At 65.9% G+C, this 17,932-nt stretch carries 16 protein-coding genes; 9 read left to right on the top strand and 7 right to left on the bottom strand.

What is annotated here, in order from left to right; genetic code table 11:
* The first annotated feature begins 10 nt into the window (after positions 1-10).
* Entirely contained in the window at positions 11-1,528 is a 1,518-nt protein-coding gene (locus tag AAFP30_RS10915; RefSeq protein ID WP_419229917.1) for a carotenoid oxygenase family protein, read from the top strand.
* A gap of 87 nt (positions 1,529-1,615) precedes the next feature.
* Here the strand turns inward: AAFP30_RS10915 and AAFP30_RS10910 are convergent, their stop codons facing one another.
* Positions 1,616-2,374, bottom strand: a complete 759-nt coding sequence (locus AAFP30_RS10910; RefSeq protein ID WP_419229916.1) for a metallophosphoesterase — start codon at positions 2,372-2,374, stop codon at positions 1,616-1,618.
* 126 nt (positions 2,375-2,500) lie between these two features.
* Between AAFP30_RS10910 and AAFP30_RS10905 the strand changes: the two genes are divergently transcribed.
* On the top strand, positions 2,501-3,349 hold the full coding sequence (locus tag AAFP30_RS10905) for an SDR family NAD(P)-dependent oxidoreductase (protein WP_419229915.1): 849 nt from the start codon (positions 2,501-2,503) through the stop codon (positions 3,347-3,349).
* Between the two features lie 149 nt (positions 3,350-3,498).
* Here the strand turns inward: AAFP30_RS10905 and AAFP30_RS10900 are convergent, their stop codons facing one another.
* Together AAFP30_RS10900 and AAFP30_RS10895 are read right to left on the bottom strand one after the other, a co-directional pair.
* Positions 3,499-4,254, bottom strand: coding sequence for a dienelactone hydrolase family protein (locus AAFP30_RS10900; RefSeq protein WP_419229914.1), 756 nt, complete (start codon positions 4,252-4,254; stop codon positions 3,499-3,501).
* Between the two features lie 17 nt (positions 4,255-4,271).
* On the bottom strand, positions 4,272-6,611 hold the full coding sequence (locus tag AAFP30_RS10895) for an ATP-dependent DNA ligase (RefSeq protein ID WP_419229913.1): 2,340 nt from the start codon (positions 6,609-6,611) through the stop codon (positions 4,272-4,274).
* 43 nt (positions 6,612-6,654) lie between these two features.
* Here AAFP30_RS10895 and AAFP30_RS10890 point away from each other — a divergent pair, with 43 nt between their 5' ends.
* Positions 6,655-7,602 carry a Ku protein gene (locus AAFP30_RS10890; RefSeq protein ID WP_419229912.1) on the top strand — a complete coding sequence of 316 codons (948 nt, stop codon included), beginning with the start codon at positions 6,655-6,657 and terminating at the stop codon, positions 7,600-7,602.
* 7 nt (positions 7,603-7,609) lie between these two features.
* On the opposite strand, the gene AAFP30_RS10885 is transcribed toward AAFP30_RS10890, so the two are convergent.
* On the bottom strand, positions 7,610-8,299 hold the full coding sequence (locus AAFP30_RS10885; RefSeq protein ID WP_419229911.1) for a hypothetical protein: 690 nt from the start codon (positions 8,297-8,299) through the stop codon (positions 7,610-7,612).
* A 136-nt stretch (positions 8,300-8,435) separates the two neighbouring features.
* On the opposite strand from AAFP30_RS10885, the gene AAFP30_RS10880 reads away from it, so the two are divergent.
* A complete protein-coding gene (locus tag AAFP30_RS10880; RefSeq protein ID WP_419229910.1) occupies positions 8,436-9,749 on the top strand; it encodes an MFS transporter in 1,314 nt (437 codons plus the stop codon).
* A 141-nt stretch (positions 9,750-9,890) separates the two neighbouring features.
* Positions 9,891-10,190, top strand: coding sequence for a DUF1540 domain-containing protein (locus AAFP30_RS10875; RefSeq protein WP_419229909.1), 300 nt, complete (start codon positions 9,891-9,893; stop codon positions 10,188-10,190).
* A gap of 65 nt (positions 10,191-10,255) precedes the next feature.
* On the opposite strand, the gene AAFP30_RS10870 is transcribed toward AAFP30_RS10875, so the two are convergent.
* Positions 10,256-11,158 (bottom strand): LysR family transcriptional regulator ArgP, encoded by a 903-nt coding sequence (locus AAFP30_RS10870; RefSeq protein ID WP_419229908.1) that lies wholly within the window; start codon positions 11,156-11,158, stop codon positions 10,256-10,258.
* An 80-nt stretch (positions 11,159-11,238) separates the two neighbouring features.
* On the opposite strand from AAFP30_RS10870, the gene AAFP30_RS10865 reads away from it, so the two are divergent.
* On the top strand, positions 11,239-11,859 hold the full coding sequence (locus AAFP30_RS10865; RefSeq protein ID WP_419229907.1) for a LysE/ArgO family amino acid transporter: 621 nt from the start codon (positions 11,239-11,241) through the stop codon (positions 11,857-11,859).
* On the opposite strand, the gene AAFP30_RS10860 is transcribed toward AAFP30_RS10865, so the two are convergent.
* Positions 11,860-14,103: an MMPL family transporter gene (locus AAFP30_RS10860; RefSeq protein WP_419229906.1), complete on the bottom strand. Its 2,244-nt coding sequence runs from the start codon at positions 14,101-14,103 to the stop codon at positions 11,860-11,862.
* A 133-nt stretch (positions 14,104-14,236) separates the two neighbouring features.
* Here AAFP30_RS10860 and AAFP30_RS10855 point away from each other — a divergent pair, with 133 nt between their 5' ends.
* The gene (locus AAFP30_RS10855; RefSeq protein ID WP_419229905.1) at positions 14,237-15,532 is read left to right on the top strand and encodes an alpha-hydroxy-acid oxidizing protein; all 1,296 of its coding nucleotides are present in this window, start codon (positions 14,237-14,239) and stop codon (positions 15,530-15,532) included.
* Between the two features lie 24 nt (positions 15,533-15,556).
* Here AAFP30_RS10855 and AAFP30_RS10850 read toward each other — a convergent pair whose 3' ends face one another.
* Positions 15,557-16,465 (bottom strand): oxygenase MpaB family protein, encoded by a 909-nt coding sequence (locus tag AAFP30_RS10850; RefSeq protein WP_419229904.1) that lies wholly within the window; start codon positions 16,463-16,465, stop codon positions 15,557-15,559.
* A gap of 104 nt (positions 16,466-16,569) precedes the next feature.
* Between AAFP30_RS10850 and AAFP30_RS10845 the strand changes: the two genes are divergently transcribed.
* Together AAFP30_RS10845 and AAFP30_RS10840 are read left to right on the top strand one after the other, a co-directional pair.
* A complete protein-coding gene (locus AAFP30_RS10845) occupies positions 16,570-17,244 on the top strand; it encodes a TetR/AcrR family transcriptional regulator (protein ID WP_419229903.1) in 675 nt (224 codons plus the stop codon).
* Between the two features lie 16 nt (positions 17,245-17,260).
* Entirely contained in the window at positions 17,261-17,917 is a 657-nt protein-coding gene (locus AAFP30_RS10840) for a TetR/AcrR family transcriptional regulator (RefSeq protein ID WP_419229902.1), read from the top strand.
* Positions 17,918-17,932: the final 15 nt, after the last annotated feature.

Here is a 17,932-nt window from a genome sequence, read left to right as displayed (position 1 = left end):
GGGAATCGATATGGACATGGAGATCCTCGGGCGGTATCTGTCGACGCTCCCCGACGACGATGACCACCCCTATCGCACCGGACCCTGGCGACCGCAGACCACCGAATGGTGCGCCGACGACCTCGATGTGGTCGCCGGCGAGATTCCCGCCGACCTCGACGGAATCTATCTGCGCAACACCGAGAATCCGCTGCATCCCTCGATCAAGCACTACCATCCGTTCGACGGGGACGGCATGGTGCACGTCGTCGGGTTCCGTGATGGGAAGGCGTTCTACCGCAACCGGTTTGTGCGCACCGATGGGCTCGCAGCGGAAACCGAAGAACAACAATCGCTCTGGGCCGGTATCGCAGAGATGCCCTACGTTGCCAAGCGGGAGGACGGTTGGGGTGCGCGGCAACAGATGAAGGATGCGTCGAGCACCGATGTCATCGTGCATCGCGGCGTTGCGCTCACCAGCTTCTACCAGTGTGGTGACCTCTACCGGCTGGATCCGTATTCGGCGATGACGCTCGGGAAGGAGTCGTGGCACGGGGCGTTTCCCGCGCGGTGGGGAGTGTCGGCGCACCCCAAGGTCGACGACGCCACCGGGGAGATGCTGTTCTTCAACTACGCCAAAGACGCCCCGTACATGCACTACGGCGTCGTCGACGAGCACAACGACCTCGTGCACTACATCGATGTGCCGTTGCCCGGCCCGCGCCTGCCGCATGACATGGCGTTCACCGAGAACTACGCCATCCTCAACGATCTGCCGCTGTTCTGGGATGCGACCGCGCTGGAACAGGGTGCGCACGTCACCCGGTTCCACCGGGACCTGCCGTCGCGATTCGCGGTGATCCCGCGGCGCGGTCAACCCGAGGACATCCGCTGGTTCGAGGCCGACCCGACCTACGTGCTGCACTTCGTGAACGCCTTCGAGGACGGCGACGAGGTAGTGCTCGACGGCTTCTTCCAGGGCGAACCCGAACCAGCCGACAACGGCGTCGGCGACAAATGGCAGCGCGCGTTCCGATTCCTCGCGCTCGATCAGATGCAGGCGCGGCTGCACCGGTGGCGGTTCAACCTGCGCACCGGGCACGTCAAGGAAGAACCACTATCGGAACGCATCACCGAGTTCGGCATGATGAACGCCACCCGCGCCGGCCGCGACTACCGCTACGTCTACGCCGCCACCGGCAAACCCGGCTGGTTCCTGTTCGACGGCCTCGTCCGGCACGACCTGCACACCGGCGTCGAGGATCATTTCGGGTTCGGCGACGGCGTCTACGGCAGCGAGACCGCGATGGCCCCGCGAGTCGGCAGCACCGGCGAGGACGACGGCTACCTGGTGACGCTGACGACCGACATGAACGACGACGCCTCGTACTGCCTGGTCTTCGACGCCGCGCGTGTCGGCGACGGCCCTGTCTGCAAGCTGCGCCTGCCCGAAAGGATCTCCAGCGGAACGCATTCCACCTGGGCCGACGGTGCCGAACTGAGGCGATGGCACACCGCCGAGTCAGCGGCGGAGGCGGTGGGGTTGTGAGAGCAGCCCGTCGACAGCGCCCAGATCATCCGCGACAGCGCCCTGGGCGGGCGCCGTCAATGCGATCCAGGGCGCTGTCGACGTAGTTCAGAACATGACCGAACGGAAATGGGTGATCAGCCGCCATCCGCTCGCAGTGGTGGGGTCGTCGGACACCATGTGGAAGGCGATGCCCGGCGGTTGACCGCGGTTGATGATGTCGGTGCCCTCGAACGGCAGGTTCAGCGTCGACGCTACGCCCGGCGCCACCGCGAGCGGCCGGCCGGCGAAGGTGGTGACGGCCGGCGTGTGCGCGTGCCCGCAGACGAAGCCGACAATGTTGGGGTGCTCATCGACGAGGGCGACGAGACGCTCCTCACCGGTCTGCCGGATCGAGTCCATGAACGGCATCTCGAGGGTGACCGGCGGGTGATGAAAGGCCACCAGCACCGGCGTCGACGGGCCCGCTTCGGTGATCTGCGCAGCCATCCACGTGAGCGTGTCGTCGGTGAGGAGGCCGTCGTTGCGGCCGGGCCGGGAGCTGTCGCAGACGAGGTAGAGCATGCCGTTGATCAGCTCGGCACGGTTCACGGGCTCGGCTGATTCTTCGCCGATGAGGGTGGCGGTGAATCGTTCGCGAACGTCGTGGTTACCGGCGGTGATCAGCATCGGGAGCGGGCTCTCGAGCACCAGGCCGGCCTCGCGGTACTCGGCGTCGCTGCCCTCGTCGGTGATGTCGCCGGTGACAAGCAGCGCGTCGATGCCGTCGGCGCGGGCACGGATGTAGTTCAGCGTCGACTCGATCCGGCTGCGGTTGTACCGCGTGCCGTTGAAATGCAGGTCGCTGATGTGGGCGACGACGAACACACTCGCTCCCTTGTCTCGTGACTCACCTGAGGCTAGGGCATGTCCCGCCATTCCTCTCCCGCGAGGTGCAGCTGGTGTCGCCGCACAGTCGTTGACAAGTGTCTGAACAGGTGTCAAGGTCAGCGCATGTGGAGACAGCGGGAGCCGGATCCGCGGCGGTTCGCCGGCCGCACCGCGATCGTCACCGGCGGGGGATCGGGGATCGGAGCGGCGCTGACGCGGGCCTTGGCTCACGCTGGTGCAAACGTGGTGTGCACCGACGTCGACGAGGCCGCCGCCAAGGAGGTGGCCGAGGGATTGGTCAGCGCGCGCGGGCGTGTCCGGGCGGTGGCGCTGGACGTGACCGATCGTGATGCGGTGGCGACGGTCGTCGACGAGGTGGTCACCGACGCCGGACGGATCGACTTCATGTTCAACAATGCCGGCATCGCACTCGGCGGCAACACCGAACTACTCGGCGCCGAGCAGTGGGACTCGATCATCGACATCAACATCCGTGGCGTCGTGCACGGGGTGTCCGCCGCGTATCCGCACATGATCCGGCAGCGCTCCGGGCACATCGTGAACACTGCGTCGATGGGCGGTCTCACCGCGGCCGGTCTGCTGACGAGTTATGTGATGACCAAGCACGCCATCGTCGGATTGTCGCTGGCGTTGCGATCCGAGGCCGCCGCCCACGGTGTTGATGTGCTCGCGCTGTGTCCGGCCGCGGTCGAGACTCCGCTGCTCGACGCCGGCGGGGTCGGCGGATTCACCGGCCGCACGTATTACCTGTCGGGGCAAGGAGTTCGGACGCCGTACTCGGCCGACCGGCTCGCCGCCGAGGCGCTGGTCGCCATCGAACGCGGTCAGCCACTGCTCGTCGTGCCCTGGCAGGCGCGGATGGCGTGGCGGTTCGCGCGGTTCGCGCCCGGGCTCATGCAGAAGGCATCGACGAGTTTCGTTGCGCAGCAGCGGGAGCGGCAGCACCTCTGAACAACCGTCGACAGCGCCCGCAGCCGCGTTGACAGCGCCCGAGATTTCATCGACGGCGCCCAGATCGCTTTCTAGCAAGGTGATCTGGGCGCCGTCGACGGGATCTGGGGCGCTGTCGACGGGATCCTGGGCGCTGTCAACGGGGCGGGTCAGTGGAGGGTGCGGGCGAAAAGCTTCTGGAGTTCGTCGAAGTGACGTTCGGCGGCCTCGTGGTGATACATCGACGTGTCGGCCATCGTGTAGCCATGTGCCGCATCGGGATAGACCTCGACGCTGTGCGAGACGCCGGCGGTGGTCAGGGCGCGTTCGAAGGTGGCGACGGCTTCGGGCGGCAGGGAGTGGTCGTTGTCGGCGTGGATGGCGATGATGTCGGCGCGCACCTCGGCAACCCGCAGGTGTGGGCTGGAGGAACTGTCGGTGACGAGGCCGCCGGTGTGGAACATGCCCAGTGCCGCAACGTCATCGGGGCGGGTGGTGGCGGCGAGCAGGCCGAGTCGGCCGCCCATGCAGTAGCCGGTGATCCCGATGGGGTGGGTGTTGACGCCGCCGAGCGCGTGCAGGGCATCGATGTAGGCGGACAGGTCGCCGGCGGCGACATCGTCGGTCAACTCCGCCATCAGCGGGCGGACCCGGCCGATGACCGCAGCCCGGTTCTCCGGGTCGGTGAGATCGGCCGTCGGCTCGAGTTCTGCTGCGGTGCCGCCGCGATAGAACATGTTGGGCGCCAACACCACATAGCCCCACGAGGCGATCCGGTCGGCCATCTTCTTGGTCTGTGGGCGCAGGCCGATGGCGTCCATGATGAACAGCACGCCGGGCAGTGACCCGGTCGCGTCGTCGGGGCGCGTGACGTAGGCATCGGCGGTGCCGTCGGGGGCGTCGATGGTGATCATCTCGGAGGTCATGTGCGTTCTTCCTTTCCTCACAGGTCGCCGGGCAGCTTATCGCGGCGGATACCGCGCCAACTCGGGTGACGGAGATGCCCGGTGGTGGTCCAGTCCATGAAGCGGACCTCGCCGACAATCTTCGGTAGGACCCACACCGCACTCGAGGCCACCGGGCGGTCCAGTTTGTCCACGAAGGGGCAGGTGCGGATCTCCAGTGGCGTGAGTTCGTCGGCCAGGGAACGTAATTGGGCGTCGGTAAAGCCGGTGCCGACGCGGCCGACGTAGCGCAAGCCGGTTTCCTCCGGCAGCCCGAGCAGCAGTGATCCGATGGTGTCCGAGCGATTTCCGCGGCCCGGTCGGTAGCCCCCGACGACCACCTCGATGTCGCTCCAGTTCTTGTGTTTGAGCCACGTGGCGCTGCGTCGACCCTGCTGATAGGTCGACGAACGACGTTTGGCCACAACGCCTTCGTACCCACGCTCGGTGCTCTCTGCTACCGCCGCGCGGCCCGGGCCGGGGAGCAGCGGGGGGACCTCCGCGTAGTCGGAGTGGCGGAATGTCGGTGCCAGCCCCTCGAGGAGTTCTCGTCGTTGCGACCATGGTTTACGTAGCAACGAGGTGCCGTTGAGGTACAGGATGTCGAACAGGTAGAGCTTGAGTTGGTAATCCTCGGTGGTGGCATTGCGGGCCGACAGCAGCGTGAAGTTGGTACGGCCGGTGGAATCGAGGGCGACGACCTCGCCGTCGAGGACGACATCGATGAGTCCGAGATCATCGGCGACGGAACGGAGTTCGGGGAAATCGCGGGTCATGTCGACACCGGAACGCGAGGTCAGCCGGAAGTCGCCGCCGATGTAGCGCAACAGCAGTCGATAGCCGTCCCATTTCCCTTCGAACGCCCAGTCCCGTCCGTCGAGGTTCTCGATGTTCTCGTCGGTGGCGAGCATCGGCCGTGGATCACGCAGACTATCCGGCATGATGGGGCGCGGTTCGTCGGACATCAGGTGGGCCAGCCAGTTCTTGTCGCCGGTCTTGATCAGCGCGTAGCGGCCCTGAATTCGGTTGCCGTGCAGGCGGACGATGACCTCGTTGTCGCGCCACTTCTCCGTCTCGTAGGTGCCCCGGTCCCAGATCTCGACATGTCCGCCGCCGTATTCGCCGGAGGGAATGTCGCCTTCGAACCCGGCGTAGTCCATCGGGTGGTCTTCGGTGTGTACGGCGAGACGGTTCTGGTCGGAATCGGTGGGCAGGTTCTTCGGCACCGCCCAGGACACCAGGACGCCGTCGCGTTCGAGGCGGAAGTCGTAGTGCAGCCGCCGTGCGTGATGTTCTTGGATGACGAAGATGGGATCTCCGGAAGTGTCTGTCGCCGAGTTAGTTTCGCGGTGGTCGTCGTCGCCGAATGGTTCGGGGGTCTTGGCGGCGTCGCGTTTGGCGCGGTACTCACCGAGGCTCACGACCGGTGGCGATGCCGGGGCGGTCGCCGGCTTCTGTTGGGGCTCATCGAGGTCGGACAGCAGGTCGCCGTCGGCGGCGACCCGTTCGAGCACCTCGGCGTAGAGCAACTGTGCGATATCGGGATCGGTGAGTTCGTCCCAGGATCGGGGTGCGGCGACCCATGGCTGTTCGCGCCCGCGCATGGAGTACGGCGCGAGGGTCGTCTTGGAGCCACTGTTCTGGCTCCAGTCGATGAACACGCGCTTGTCCCGCACGGTCTTGGCCATGGATGCGGTGATGTCGTCGGGGTGCTCGGCGGCGAGGCTGGTGGCGATCTGTTTGGCGACGGTGCGTGCGGCATCGGGCGACACCGGGCGGTCGAAGCGCGCGTACATGTGCAGCCCTTTGCCGCCGCTGGTGACCGGGTAGGCGGTCAGGCCGGCGGCGGCCAGCATGTTCCGGATCATGATCGCGACCTGTGCGCACTGCGAAAGTGGGACGTCGGGTCCGGGATCGAGGTCGAGCACCAAGCGGTCGGCCTTCGGCGGAGTGCCGTCGGTGGGCACCCGCCACTGCGGGGTGTGCAGTTCCAGTGCTGCCATCTGCGCGAACCACACCAGATCGGCGGTCGACGTCGCCAGTGGATAGGTGATCACCCGCTTGCTGTGCGGTTCGTCGAAGCGGTGCAGCCAGTCGGGTGCGGACTCGGGTAGTGCCTTCTCGAAGAACGGCATCGAGTCGACGCCGTTGGGCCAACGTTTGCGGGTGATCGGCCGGCCCGCCAGATGCGGCAGCATGACCTCGGCGATCCGGGTGTAGTAGTCGATCACCTCGAACTTTCGGGTGCCGGTCTCTGGGTAGAGCACCTTGCCGAGGTTGGTCACCGAGATGCGGTGGCCATCGACCTCGAGGTTGTCTCCGCCACCCTTGCTGACCATTGGCACCACTGTATGCCGATTGATTCGGCTGCGGGATGGCACAATGGGCGACATGCGCTCGATCTGGAAGGGCGATCTCAGCTTTGGCCTGGTGAATGTGCCCGTCAAGGTGTACTCGGCCACGGAAAGCCACGACCGCAAATCGTTTCAGGTCGACTCCAAGGACGGCACCCGTATCCGGTATCGCCGCGTCCGCGAGGGCACCGACACCGAGGTCGAGTACTCCGACATCGCGAATGCCTACGAAACCGATTCCGGCGACACGGTGATCCTCACCAAAGAGGATCTCGCGACGCTGCCGATACAGAAGAGCCCGGAGATCTCCATCCTCGAGTTCGTGCCGACCGAGCAGGTCGACCCGATCTACTTCGACAAGCCCTACTACCTCGAGCCTGCGTCGAAGTCGCCGAAGGCATACGCGTTACTGGCGCAGGCGCTGGAGAAGACCGATCGCCTCGCCATCGCCGAGTTCACGCTGCGCAACCGGACACGGTTGGCGGCTCTGCGCATCGTCGACGGCGTGATGACCCTGCAGACCCTTTTGTGGCCGGACGAGGTGCGTAAGCCGGAGTTCGGCTTCCTCGACGACGAACCAGAGATCCGTCCGCAGGAACTGGACATGGCCGCCTCCCTCATCGAGACGATGGCCAAGGATTTCGATCCGACGGAGTACTCGGACAAGTATCAGGCCGAGCTGAGCAAACTGGTCGAGGCGAAAGCCGATGGGTCCGAGGCCTTCCCGGAGCCCGAATCCGACGACGAGGGTGACGACGATTCGGAGGTCGCGGATCTGCTTGCCGCGCTGCGTGCCTCGGTGAAGGACCGGCCGTCGTCGTCGGATGACGAGAAGCAGTCGCCGGCGAACCCTTCGACGAGCTCAGGACAGCGGAAGGCCGCAGCCAAGAAGGCTCCGGCGAAGAAGGCGGCCGCGAAAAAGACTGCGGCCAAGAAGGCTCCGGCAAAGAAGGCGGCCGCCAAGAAGTCGGCGTAGATCTGGCTCAGATCAGCTTGGGGAACGCCGCGAGGAAGGCGATCCCGACGATCAGCAGCACGATGGCGCCGCCCAGCATGGCCCAGCTCAGCCGGTAATCGGTGAAGCGATTCGAAAACGCGGCGAAAAACAGCACCAGTGCGAACAACACGGTGAGAATTGTGTAATTGTCGCCGCGCTGGTTGTTGGCGAGTGCCGTCTGGAACAACCGGTCGGCACGGGCGTCGGCCACCGCCGCCTCGCGCTGACCGGGCGGCACATAGGAAGCCAGTTCGAACGGAGTCTTCGGCGCATTCGGATTCAGCAGCGGTTTCGACGCCAGCCATTCGTCGAAGGCCGGGCGGAAACGTTCGGGAAAGCGGTCCTCGGTGAACTTGATCAGCGCCTCGTCCTTCTCGGCATATGCCTGTACCCACACGGCGAACGTGGACAGGTCGATCTGCTTGGCCGCGTTGGCCTCATTGGCGTCGCGGGATGCCTCGATACGCGCCGACGATGCCTGGGAGAAGGCGATCGACATCGCTCCTCCCCACTTGCTTGCCTCGAACCCGCTCCACGCCGTCAAGATCGCGGTCACCGACAGCACCACCACCGCCACCGTCTCACGCCACCGGGTGGCACGTTGCGTTTCCGACCCCGCCTCGGTGCCGGGCGTATTCGGATCGCGTGTCTCCGGCGCCTCCTGCGAATCTTCCACGAACACGAGACTATTGGCGGCTCGCGGTGGCGCGGTGGCAACACGCCGTTCCCCGATGAACGTTGGTGCTGGTCGCGAGGCGGTGCCGGTGAAAAATGAGTGGCAGCCCCGGCCATGGGTCCGGCACACTCGTTCGATGAGCACGACGGCCGACACCCGCCTGCCCGTGGCGTTGAAACCGTTTGCGCTACGGCAGTATCGCCTGCTCATCGTGGGTCTGGTGCTGGCCATGTTCGCCGACGGTGTGTGGACGGTCGGTGTGGTGTGGCAGGTCATCGCCCTGGGCGGTGGACCCGGCCAAGTCGCGATGGTGACCGGTGCGGCAGGTGTCGGCATGGTCGCGTCGACGCTCGCGGGTGGTGTGCTTGCCGACCGAATGTCCCAGCGACACATCATGATCTCCCTCGAGCTGACGAAGCTCGCCGCGTTCGCCGCGGTCGGTGCCGCGTCGATGCTCGGCGCTCTCGGGCAGACCGGGCTGGTGCTCGCGTCGATCTGCGGCGGGATCACCATCGGCATGTACTACCCGGCGTATTCGGCGTTGCTCCCCAAGGTCGTCGAAGCCGCCCAGCTGCAGGCCGCCAACGGCGTCGAGGGATTCCTCCGGCCCGTGGTGATGCAGGCGTTCGGTCCGATGGTCGCCGGCGGGGTCATCTCCATTGCCGCGCCCGGGCCGGCGATTCTGCTGGCCGGAGTCGCAAGCGCGCTGTCAGCGGTGACGTATCTGCGGATGACGCCGATCGAGGTCCGACGCGAACCGCATCCGTCGGCCGTCCGATCGGTGGTGACCGACATCAGCGAGGGTTTCGGATATCTGTGGCGCACACCGTGGTTGTGGGCCACCCTGTTCTTCGCTTGCATCCTGGTGCTCGCGATCATGGGACCGATCGAGGTGTTGGTCCCCTTCGCCCTGCGGGAACGGGTCAACGGCGGTGCGGCCGACCACTCCTTGGTGCTCGCCGCCTTCGGTGTCGGCGCGGCAGGTTCGTCGCTGGCATTTGCGTCGATCCCGATGCCGCGTCGCTACATCTCGGTCATCTTTGGCGTGTTCGGCTGTTCCAGTCTGCCGTTGGTGATCATGGGCGTCGCGCAACACACTTGGTTGTTCGTGGTCGCCGGCTTCCTGTCAGGTGTCTTGTTCGACGGCCCGACGGTGTTGTGGGGCACCATGTTGCAGCGTCGAGTGCCGCCGCACCTCCTCGGCCGGGTGGCGAGCCTGGACTTCTTCGTCTCGGTGTCGTTGATGCCGGTGTCGATGGCGATCGCGGCCCCGGTGAGTCACTGGCTGGGGCTGACCATGACGTTCGTGCTCGCCGGACTTCTGCCGGTGCCGTGTGCGCTCGCCTTCTATCTCGCGGCCCGGCTATGGCGTGATGAGATCGAGCATCCGTTGGCCGACAGCGAGGGGCCGGATCCGGTGTCCCCTGATTCGGTTGCCATTCGTGTGTAAAGGGTTGCCTAACAGTGCTGTTCGCGAGTGGGTAGGGCCGGTCAGGCAAGCCTTTGCTTGCTGGCGCAGGTAGGTGGCGCCGTCCTAGAGTCGAGTCATGCGCCCAGCCGGCGCTGACAACTTTGAGCAAGGAGTACTTCGATGGCCACTCTGGAAATGCCGCACGTGAGCGAATGTACGATGAGCAGCTGCTCGTACAACCACGACGGATGCCACGCGTTCGCAATCAGCGTTGGCGGACACAACGGCACCGCCGACTGCGCGACCTTCATCCCGCTGACCACCCGCGGCGGCCTCGACGTCGTCGACCCGCAGGTGGGGGCATGCCAGCGCGCGGACTGCACGCACAACAAGAACCTCGAGTGCACCGCCACCGCGGTGCGGATCGGCGCCGGCGAGAGCTCCGACACCGCGAACTGCCTCACCTACAGCAAGCGCTGAATCTTTCTCTGCAGCCCAGAGAACGCCGCCGCCCGTCGCTTCGATGGGCGGCGGCGTCACGTTCGCTACCCGGGTGCGACGAGGTTTCGTTCGGCGGCAGCGACGGTCAGCTCGGTGAGCGCGTCGAGGATCGGTGAACTCAACTTCCAGTACTGCCAGAACAGTGGGACGTCGACGTGGTGGTCGACGATGCGTGTCACCCGGCCGGACGTCAACGAGTCGGCGATCTGTACCTGCGGTACCGCACCCCAGCCGATGCCGAGTTCGATGGCCCGATAGAACTCGGTGGAGGCCGGGATGTAGGTGATCGGCGGTGAAACCGGTTGCGCGGCAAGCTCGGATAGTACATTGCGCTGGATGTAGTCGTTGCGGTCGAACAGCACCATCGGTGCGTGAGCGAAAGCGTCGGCGCTGGGTCCGTCCGGCATCCAGCGTTCGACGAATTCCGGTGTGGCAACGGGCAGATAGCGCATGGAGCCGAGCCTGCGCACGGTGCATCCGCGGATGCCGAGCGGATCGGAGGTGATGGCCCCCAACACTTCTCCGGAACGCAGGAAGCGCGCGTTCTGACTCTCGTCGTCGCGGATCACCTCGATCGCGACCGGATAGGCACGGTGCATATCGGCGATCACCGGCAGGAACCAGGTGGCCAGCGAGTCGGCGTTGACGGCGATCGGCAGGTGGATGCGGGATTCGTCGGTGCCCGTCGAATCGCCGAGGAGCTCGGTGCGCGCTTCGTCGCGCAGCAGTTCCCACTGCTTGGCCATCCGCACGAGCACTTCACCGTCGGGGGTTGCGGTGACGGGTTTGGTGCGGCGGAGCACGATGCGGCCCACCGAGGTCTCGAGCGCCTTGATGCGTTGGCTCACTGCCGACGGAGTGATGTGCAGCGCGGCCGCGGCGGCGTCGAAGGTGCCCTCGCGCAACACCGCGGTCAGTGTTTGTAGGCCTTCCTGACTGATCTCCACCCGATCATCTTAAGTTGTGCTGATGATTCGTAAAAAACATTCGCTGGACTGTTCGTGAGTGGGTTCCTACCGTCGTAGACATGTCCACGTATCTGCTCGCGGCCGTCGCCGGCCTGCTCACCGGCGCCGGTCTCATCGTCGCCATCGGCCCACAGAACATCTATGTACTGCGGCAGGGCGTCGCGCGAGCGCATGTCACCCCGATCATCGCGGTCTGTGCGATCTCCGACGTGGTGCTGATCCTGGCCGGCGTCGCCGGACTCGGCGCTCTGGTGTCTGCGCATCCGGCGGTGATCACGTTCGCCAAACTGCTCGGTGGCGGGTACATCGTCGTGCTCGGGCTGCTGGCCGCGCGGCGGTGTCTACGTAGCGACGAGGCGATCCTGGTGAACGCCGGCGAGGCCAAGAATGTCACGCGCTGGGCGGCCGTCGGCGCCGCGCTCGCCCTGACCTGGCTCAACCCACACGTGTACCTCGACACCGTGCTCACCATGGGCGCAGTGGCCAACAGTCACGGAAACGCCAAGTGGGCCTTCGCCATCGGCTGCTGCCTCGCGAGCGTCACCTGGTTCACGCTGCTCGGCCGCGGAGCCGGACGGCTGGCGCCGCTCTTCGCCACCCCGCGCGCCTGGAAGCTGCTCGACGCGGTCGTCGCGGTGGTGATGGTCGCGATGGGGGTGGGGTTGCTGATTTCGGTGTGATCAGGCCTTGGTGGGTTCGGGAGTCTTGAACAGCGCCGGATCGATGGTCTTCTCGATCGGGATCTCGCGGATCGCGGTGCCCTCGATGTCGATGTTCGGCATCAGGCGGTCGATCCAGCGGGGCAGCTTCCATGCGGTGTCGCCGAGCATGGTGATGATCGCGGGGATCACCGCCATGCGAATGATGAAGGCGTCGAAGAACACCGCGGCGGCCATCGCGAAGCCCATCATCTTGGCCGTCGAATCCGGCGCCAGCATGAAGGCGGCGAACACCGAGATCATGATCAGTGCGGCCGAGGCCACGACGCGTGCACCGTGCTGATAGCCGACGACCACCGAGTCCTTCGCGGACTCCCCGTGCACGTACTCCTCGCGCATTCGGGTGGTCAGGAACACTTGATAGTCCATGGCCAAACCGAAGACCACGCCGACCAGGAAGATCGGCAGGAACGCAATGAGCGGCTTGGGATGCGAGATCAGGCCGAAGTGACCTTCCTGGAAGATCCATACCGTGGCGCCGAACGTGGCGCACACCGAGAACACGAACCCCAGGGTGGCGATCAGCGGTACCAGCAGCGACCGGAACACCAGCGCCAGGATGAGGAACGCCAGGCCCACGACGACGACCAGGAACGGGATCAGCGCCGAGGTCAGCTTGGCGGAGATGTCCGACATGATCGCGGTCTGCCCGCCGACGTTGATCGTCGCGCCGTCCGGTGACGACGCGGCGTAGTCGCGGATCTGTTCCATCAGCGCGTGGGTCTCCGGGCCGCTCGGCGACAGTTCCGGGGTCACCGCGATCAGTGCCGAGGTGGCGCCGGCCTGCGGATTCTGGGGATCGGAGCCGTTGCCGATCCACATGATGGTGGCCGGATTGGCGACGTTGTCCAGCGTCTTGACGTGGGCGACCACGTCGTTGGCGGCGGCCGTGACGTCGCCGCTCTTGGCGTCGCTCACCACCACGAGCAGTTCGCCGTTGACGCCTTCGCCGAAGCCGCGCTTGAGCAGCTGGGTGGCGGCGTATTCGCTGTCGGTGGTCGACGGCATGCCGAGTTCCATCTTGGCCATCGGCAGGGCGGCGACGACGAGCAACGCCAGGCCGACGATGGCGATAGGGAGCGGATAGCGAGTGAGGAAGCGGGCGAACCGCAGTCCGTTGGACGGCTCGGAGTCGGGTTCGTCGCCATGGCGCAGGCCCGGAACCTGTGGCTTGAACGCGAACCGTCCGAACGCACCGAGCAGTGCCGGGATCAGGGTGATGGCACCGAGGACCGCGATCACCACGGCCAGTGCCGCGGCGATACCCATCTGGGTGATGAACGGAATGCCGACGACCGCGAGTGCGGCCACCGCGATGACCACCGTCAGACCGGCGAAACAGACCGCGGTGCCGGCGGTACCGACGGCTCGTCCGACTGCGGCCTCGCGGGTACCGCCGAGATTCAGCTCGGACCGGTAGCGAGACACGATGAACAGCGCGTAGTCGATCGACACCGCGATGCCGAGCATGGTGATGATGGTTGTCGCGCTCTGCTGGACGTCGACGATCTTGGCGCTCAGCGTGACCAGGAGCATTGTGATGCCGACGCCGAGGATGCCGGTGATGATCGGGATGAACGCCGCGATCAACGCGCCGAACGCGACGATCATGATGATGAAGGCGACGGCGAAGCCGAGGAGCTCGGCCGTGCCGCCGGCCTGGAACACCTGCATGAGGGCACCGGTGCCCTCGACCTGGAGGCCGTTGCCGCGGAACTCGGCGAGCAGATCCTCGAACTGCTTCATGTCGGCGTCTTTGAGGTCCTGACGCGGGATGTCCTGCTGGATCTGGATCAGGCCGACCTTGCCGTCGTCGCCGAGAACGCGCGCGGAGACCGCGGGGTTGGCCTGGGCCACCGTCACCGGATTCGCAATCGTCTGCGGTTCGACGACCTTGGGCAGTGTCTTGGCCTTCTCGATGAGCGCGTCGATCTGCTGGGTGTGGTTGGCCAGGCCGTCGTCGGCGGCGACCAGGATGCTCGTCGACGACTTGAGCAACTGGTCGTTCTGCGCGGGAAAGTTGGTCTTCATCACGGCCATCGCCCGGTCGGAGTCCGTGCCCGGCAGCGCGAAGTCGGTGGCGAACTTCGGCGAAAGCGCGTTCACCAGGACACCCAACGCCACCAATGCAGCGAGCCACACCCCGATGAACCACCACTTGTGGCGGAACGCGAAACGTCCGAGCCGATAGAGCGACAGCGCCACGACGAAACCTCCCGAATAACGTGTGCCTGTCAGCGTACTGCCGGGCCACCTGCCGGGTGCGGCCCAGCCTCACAAGCAGCCGATGACGACCCGACAAGCCGCCGTGGTCGCGCAGGGTTGGCAGGATGGACCCATGACGACGCCTGGATTCGGCCGCATTCGCCAGAACGAGATCTACACCGCGGGCATTCACGGACGAAAGCCACGCGTACCGACCGATCACGCCGAACTGGAACGGGCCGCGCGGCGGGTCATGTCCGACCGGGCGTGGGCGTACATCGCCGGAGGCGCGGGCGAAGGGTCGACGATGTCGGCGAACCGCCGCGCGCTGGATCGGTGGGCGATCGTGCCGCGGGTGCTGCGGGACGTGTCGTCGCGGTCGATGGAGATCGAACTCTTCGGGCAACGGCTGCCGGCGCCGGTGCTGTTCTCGCCGGTCGGCGCGGGTGCGCTCGCCGCCCGCGACGCCGATGTCCATATCGGGCATGCGGCCGCCGAACTCGGTGTGCCCTACATCTTCTCCAATCAGGGCAGCGCCCCGATGGAATCGGTGGCCGCGGAGATGGACCGGGTCCGCGCCGGCGCACCGCGCTGGTTCCAGCTGTACTGGTCCACCGACGACGACCTCGTCGACAGCCTCCTCGAACGTGCGGAGAAGATGGGTGCGAACGCCGTCGCCGTCACCCTGGATACGACGATGTTGGGTTGGCGCCCACAGGATCTCAATCTCGGGTCGCTGCCCTTCGCGCGCGGTGAGGGTATCGATCAGTACACCTCGGACCCACGGTTCACCGAGATCGTCGCCGAGCGGGTGCGCGCGGTGGCCGGTAGCGGAGAACGTCCGGAGCTCTCACTGGGGGCGCTCAAGACGCTGTTCTCCATTGCCCGCAACACGCCCGGTGCGTGGCTGAAGAACCTGACCTCACCCGAACCTCGCACCGCGGTGCAGACGTTCCTGGAGATCTACTCGCGGCCGTCGCTCAACTGGGATGACATCGCCGGACTCCGTGACCGCACCTCGCTCCCGATCGTGCTCAAGGGTGTGCTGCACCCCGACGATGCCCGTCGCGCAGTCGATCTCGGCGTCGACGGGATCATCGTGTCCAACCACGGTGGCCGTCAGGTCGACGGTGCGATCGGGTCGATCGACGCGCTGGCGACCATCGCACCCGTCGTCGACGGTGCGATCAAGGTGCTCGTCGACTCCGGAATCCACACCGGTGCCGATGTTTTCAAGGCCTTGGCGCTCGGGGCGGATGCCGCGTGTATCGGGCGGCCGCACATGTACGGACTCGCGTTGGCCGGGTCCGACGGGGCGCGAGATGTGGTGGCCAACATCATCGCCGAGCTGGATCTCACGTTGGGGTTGGCCGGGTACACCTCGGTCGACGATGTGGATTCGGAAGCGGTGCAGCGGGTTTCCGGATAGCGGAAGAGTGTGCGGCGGGTGGCCTCACACCAACGGCCGCTTGGTGCGCAACCGCCAGCGGACGTCGGCGAGTAGCAGGTTGAACGGGAACTCGCGCAACGGTTTCGGGAGCCGATTGATGATCGCACGCGCAATCCTGTTGTGCGCATTGAATACCACGCGCTGCCAGGGGCGGAATCGCAGTCCCATCTTGTCGCGGAAGTTCTCCGGGAGGAAGCCGATGGTCAGCAGTTCGAACCACCAGCCGAAGATGATGCTGAACCAGCGCGGCATGAACTCCGCGTGGACGATGCTCATCAGGTGCTCGCGGATGACCGGATCGATGTCGAGAGTCTCGACGGTCTCGTTCCAATACTGGTCGAAGTCGGCCCGCGTGGCCGGCCACATCTCGCGTGGCACCTGCAGTGTCGTGCCCATCACGGCGCCGTTCTGGTAGGCCTCTTCGGTGATGTCGGCGGGATCGCCGTAGATCCGCTGCATGTCCTCCCATCCCTTGTAGAGGCAGGCGGCCACCCATAGCTGCAGCTTCGGGTCGAACGCGTTGTAGGCGACCGGGCTGTCGGGATTCGAGCGCACCCGGGCGTGGGCCTGGCCGATCGCGCGGCGATACGCCTTGCGATCGGCGGGGCTGCCCTTCGCGGCCACGGCGAGGTAGCTGAGTGTGGTGCGGGTCCGTTTGATCGGATGCTTGAACAGATTGCCGCTGTCGACGGTGCTCTCGTAGACGCCGTAACCGACGGCCGGCAGAGCGAGCTGCATGATGACGTTCGCCGGTCCGGCGAGCGCCGAGATGCCCTTCATCTCCAACTGGGAGTTGGGGAGCGCGTCGAGTTCACCGCGTGTCATGCGGGTCGCGGGTGGCAGGTATTCGGTGTCCGGCGACTCCCGCTCGTACGGCAGGATGACATCGTCGATGATCGGTTCGGTGGTCAAGGCTCCCCCAGCGGTACCCGGTCGTATCTGACAACGACCGTTTTCGATTACATTGAACGATGTCACAGTAGGGATGTCAAGGATCGCGATGCCAAGATGGACGGGTGGTAGGTGATTCGGCTGAGGTGATCGGCAACTCCGCAGGTGGCGAGACGCTCCGCGCTTACGGGGGTGAGGACGGGGACAGTCGTGTCGCGCGTCGTCGAGCGACCCTGATCGATGCGGCGCTCGAATTGCTCGGCGCATCCGACGGCGGGTCGATCACCGTCCGCGGCGTGTGCCGTGAGGCAGGGCTCACCACGCGGTACTTCTACGAGAGCTTCGGCTCCATCGAGGAGCTCGTGGGCGCGACCTTCGACGAGGTCATCGGCGAGATCTCGGAGCGCGGTCTCGCAGGTTTCGCGGGCGGCGCGGACATGACCGGCATGGTGACCGGCGCGGTGGGCGCGATCATCGACGTCGTCGCCGAGGATCGTCGGAAGGGCCGATTGCTGTTCTCCCAGTCCCTGCAGAGCCCGACCATCGCCGCCAAGCGGATGGAGTCGACCGATATTTTCGCCGGACTCACGCTGCAGTCGGCCTCCGGCATTCTCGATGTCGAGCTGGGGCCCGAGGCGCTTGCGGCGGCAAACTTCCAGGTCGGAGGCTTTGCGCGGGTGATCGCCGCATGGCTTGACGGGCACCTCGACCTCGACCGGGACGGCCTCGTGGAGATCAGTGTGCGGCTGATGACCGCCCTGGCCGACGGTGTGGGTCACGCCGGGCCGACTTCGGCATGACGCTATGTTGGTACCCATGAGCAGCGGGGCAGGAGAGACGGAGGTGCGTCCAGACACCCCGGGGCAATGGCGGGATTACGGCGCAGCGGAACTTCCGGTTCCTCTTGCTGCGGCGCTCGCCGCGTTCGCCGAACAGGGATATCACGGAACGTCGGTGCGCGAGATCGCCGCGCGGGCAAACCTGTCGGTCCCTGGCCTCTATCACCACTACCCGTCGAAGCAGTCGCTGCTGCAGGGTCTGCTCGAACGCACCATGACCGACCTGCTGCACCGGTCGGAACGAGCGATCATCGAGGCCGGCGACAAGCCGGTCGACCAATTCGACGCAGTCGTCGAATCGCTGCTGCGCTTCCATATGTATCGCCGTGAGCAGGCCTTTGTCGGGTCCACTGAGATCCGCAGCCTCGACGACGGCTACCGGCAGACCTACATCGGGCACCGCGACCGGCAGCAGCAGATGGTCGACGAGATCGTTTTCGCCGGGGTCGAGGCGGGGGATTTCACCACTCGCTATCCCAAGGACGCCAGTCGCGCGGTTGCCACCATGTGCGTCGGCGTGTCGACCTGGTTCAAGCTCGATGGTGAACTCGGCGCCGACGAGTTGATCTCCCGAAACCTGCAACTCGCGCGCGCCCTGGTCGGGTATCGCAGCGGAGGCGCGTCGGCGGTCTGATCTTCCCGACCGGGC

Origin of the sequence: Gordonia sp. CPCC 205515 (genome assembly GCF_048537925.1) — a bacterium.
GTDB lineage: Bacteria > Actinomycetota > Actinomycetes > Mycobacteriales > Mycobacteriaceae > Gordonia.
Note: the sequence above shows the minus strand (reverse complement) of the source record. Positions and strands in the feature narration are given on the sequence as shown.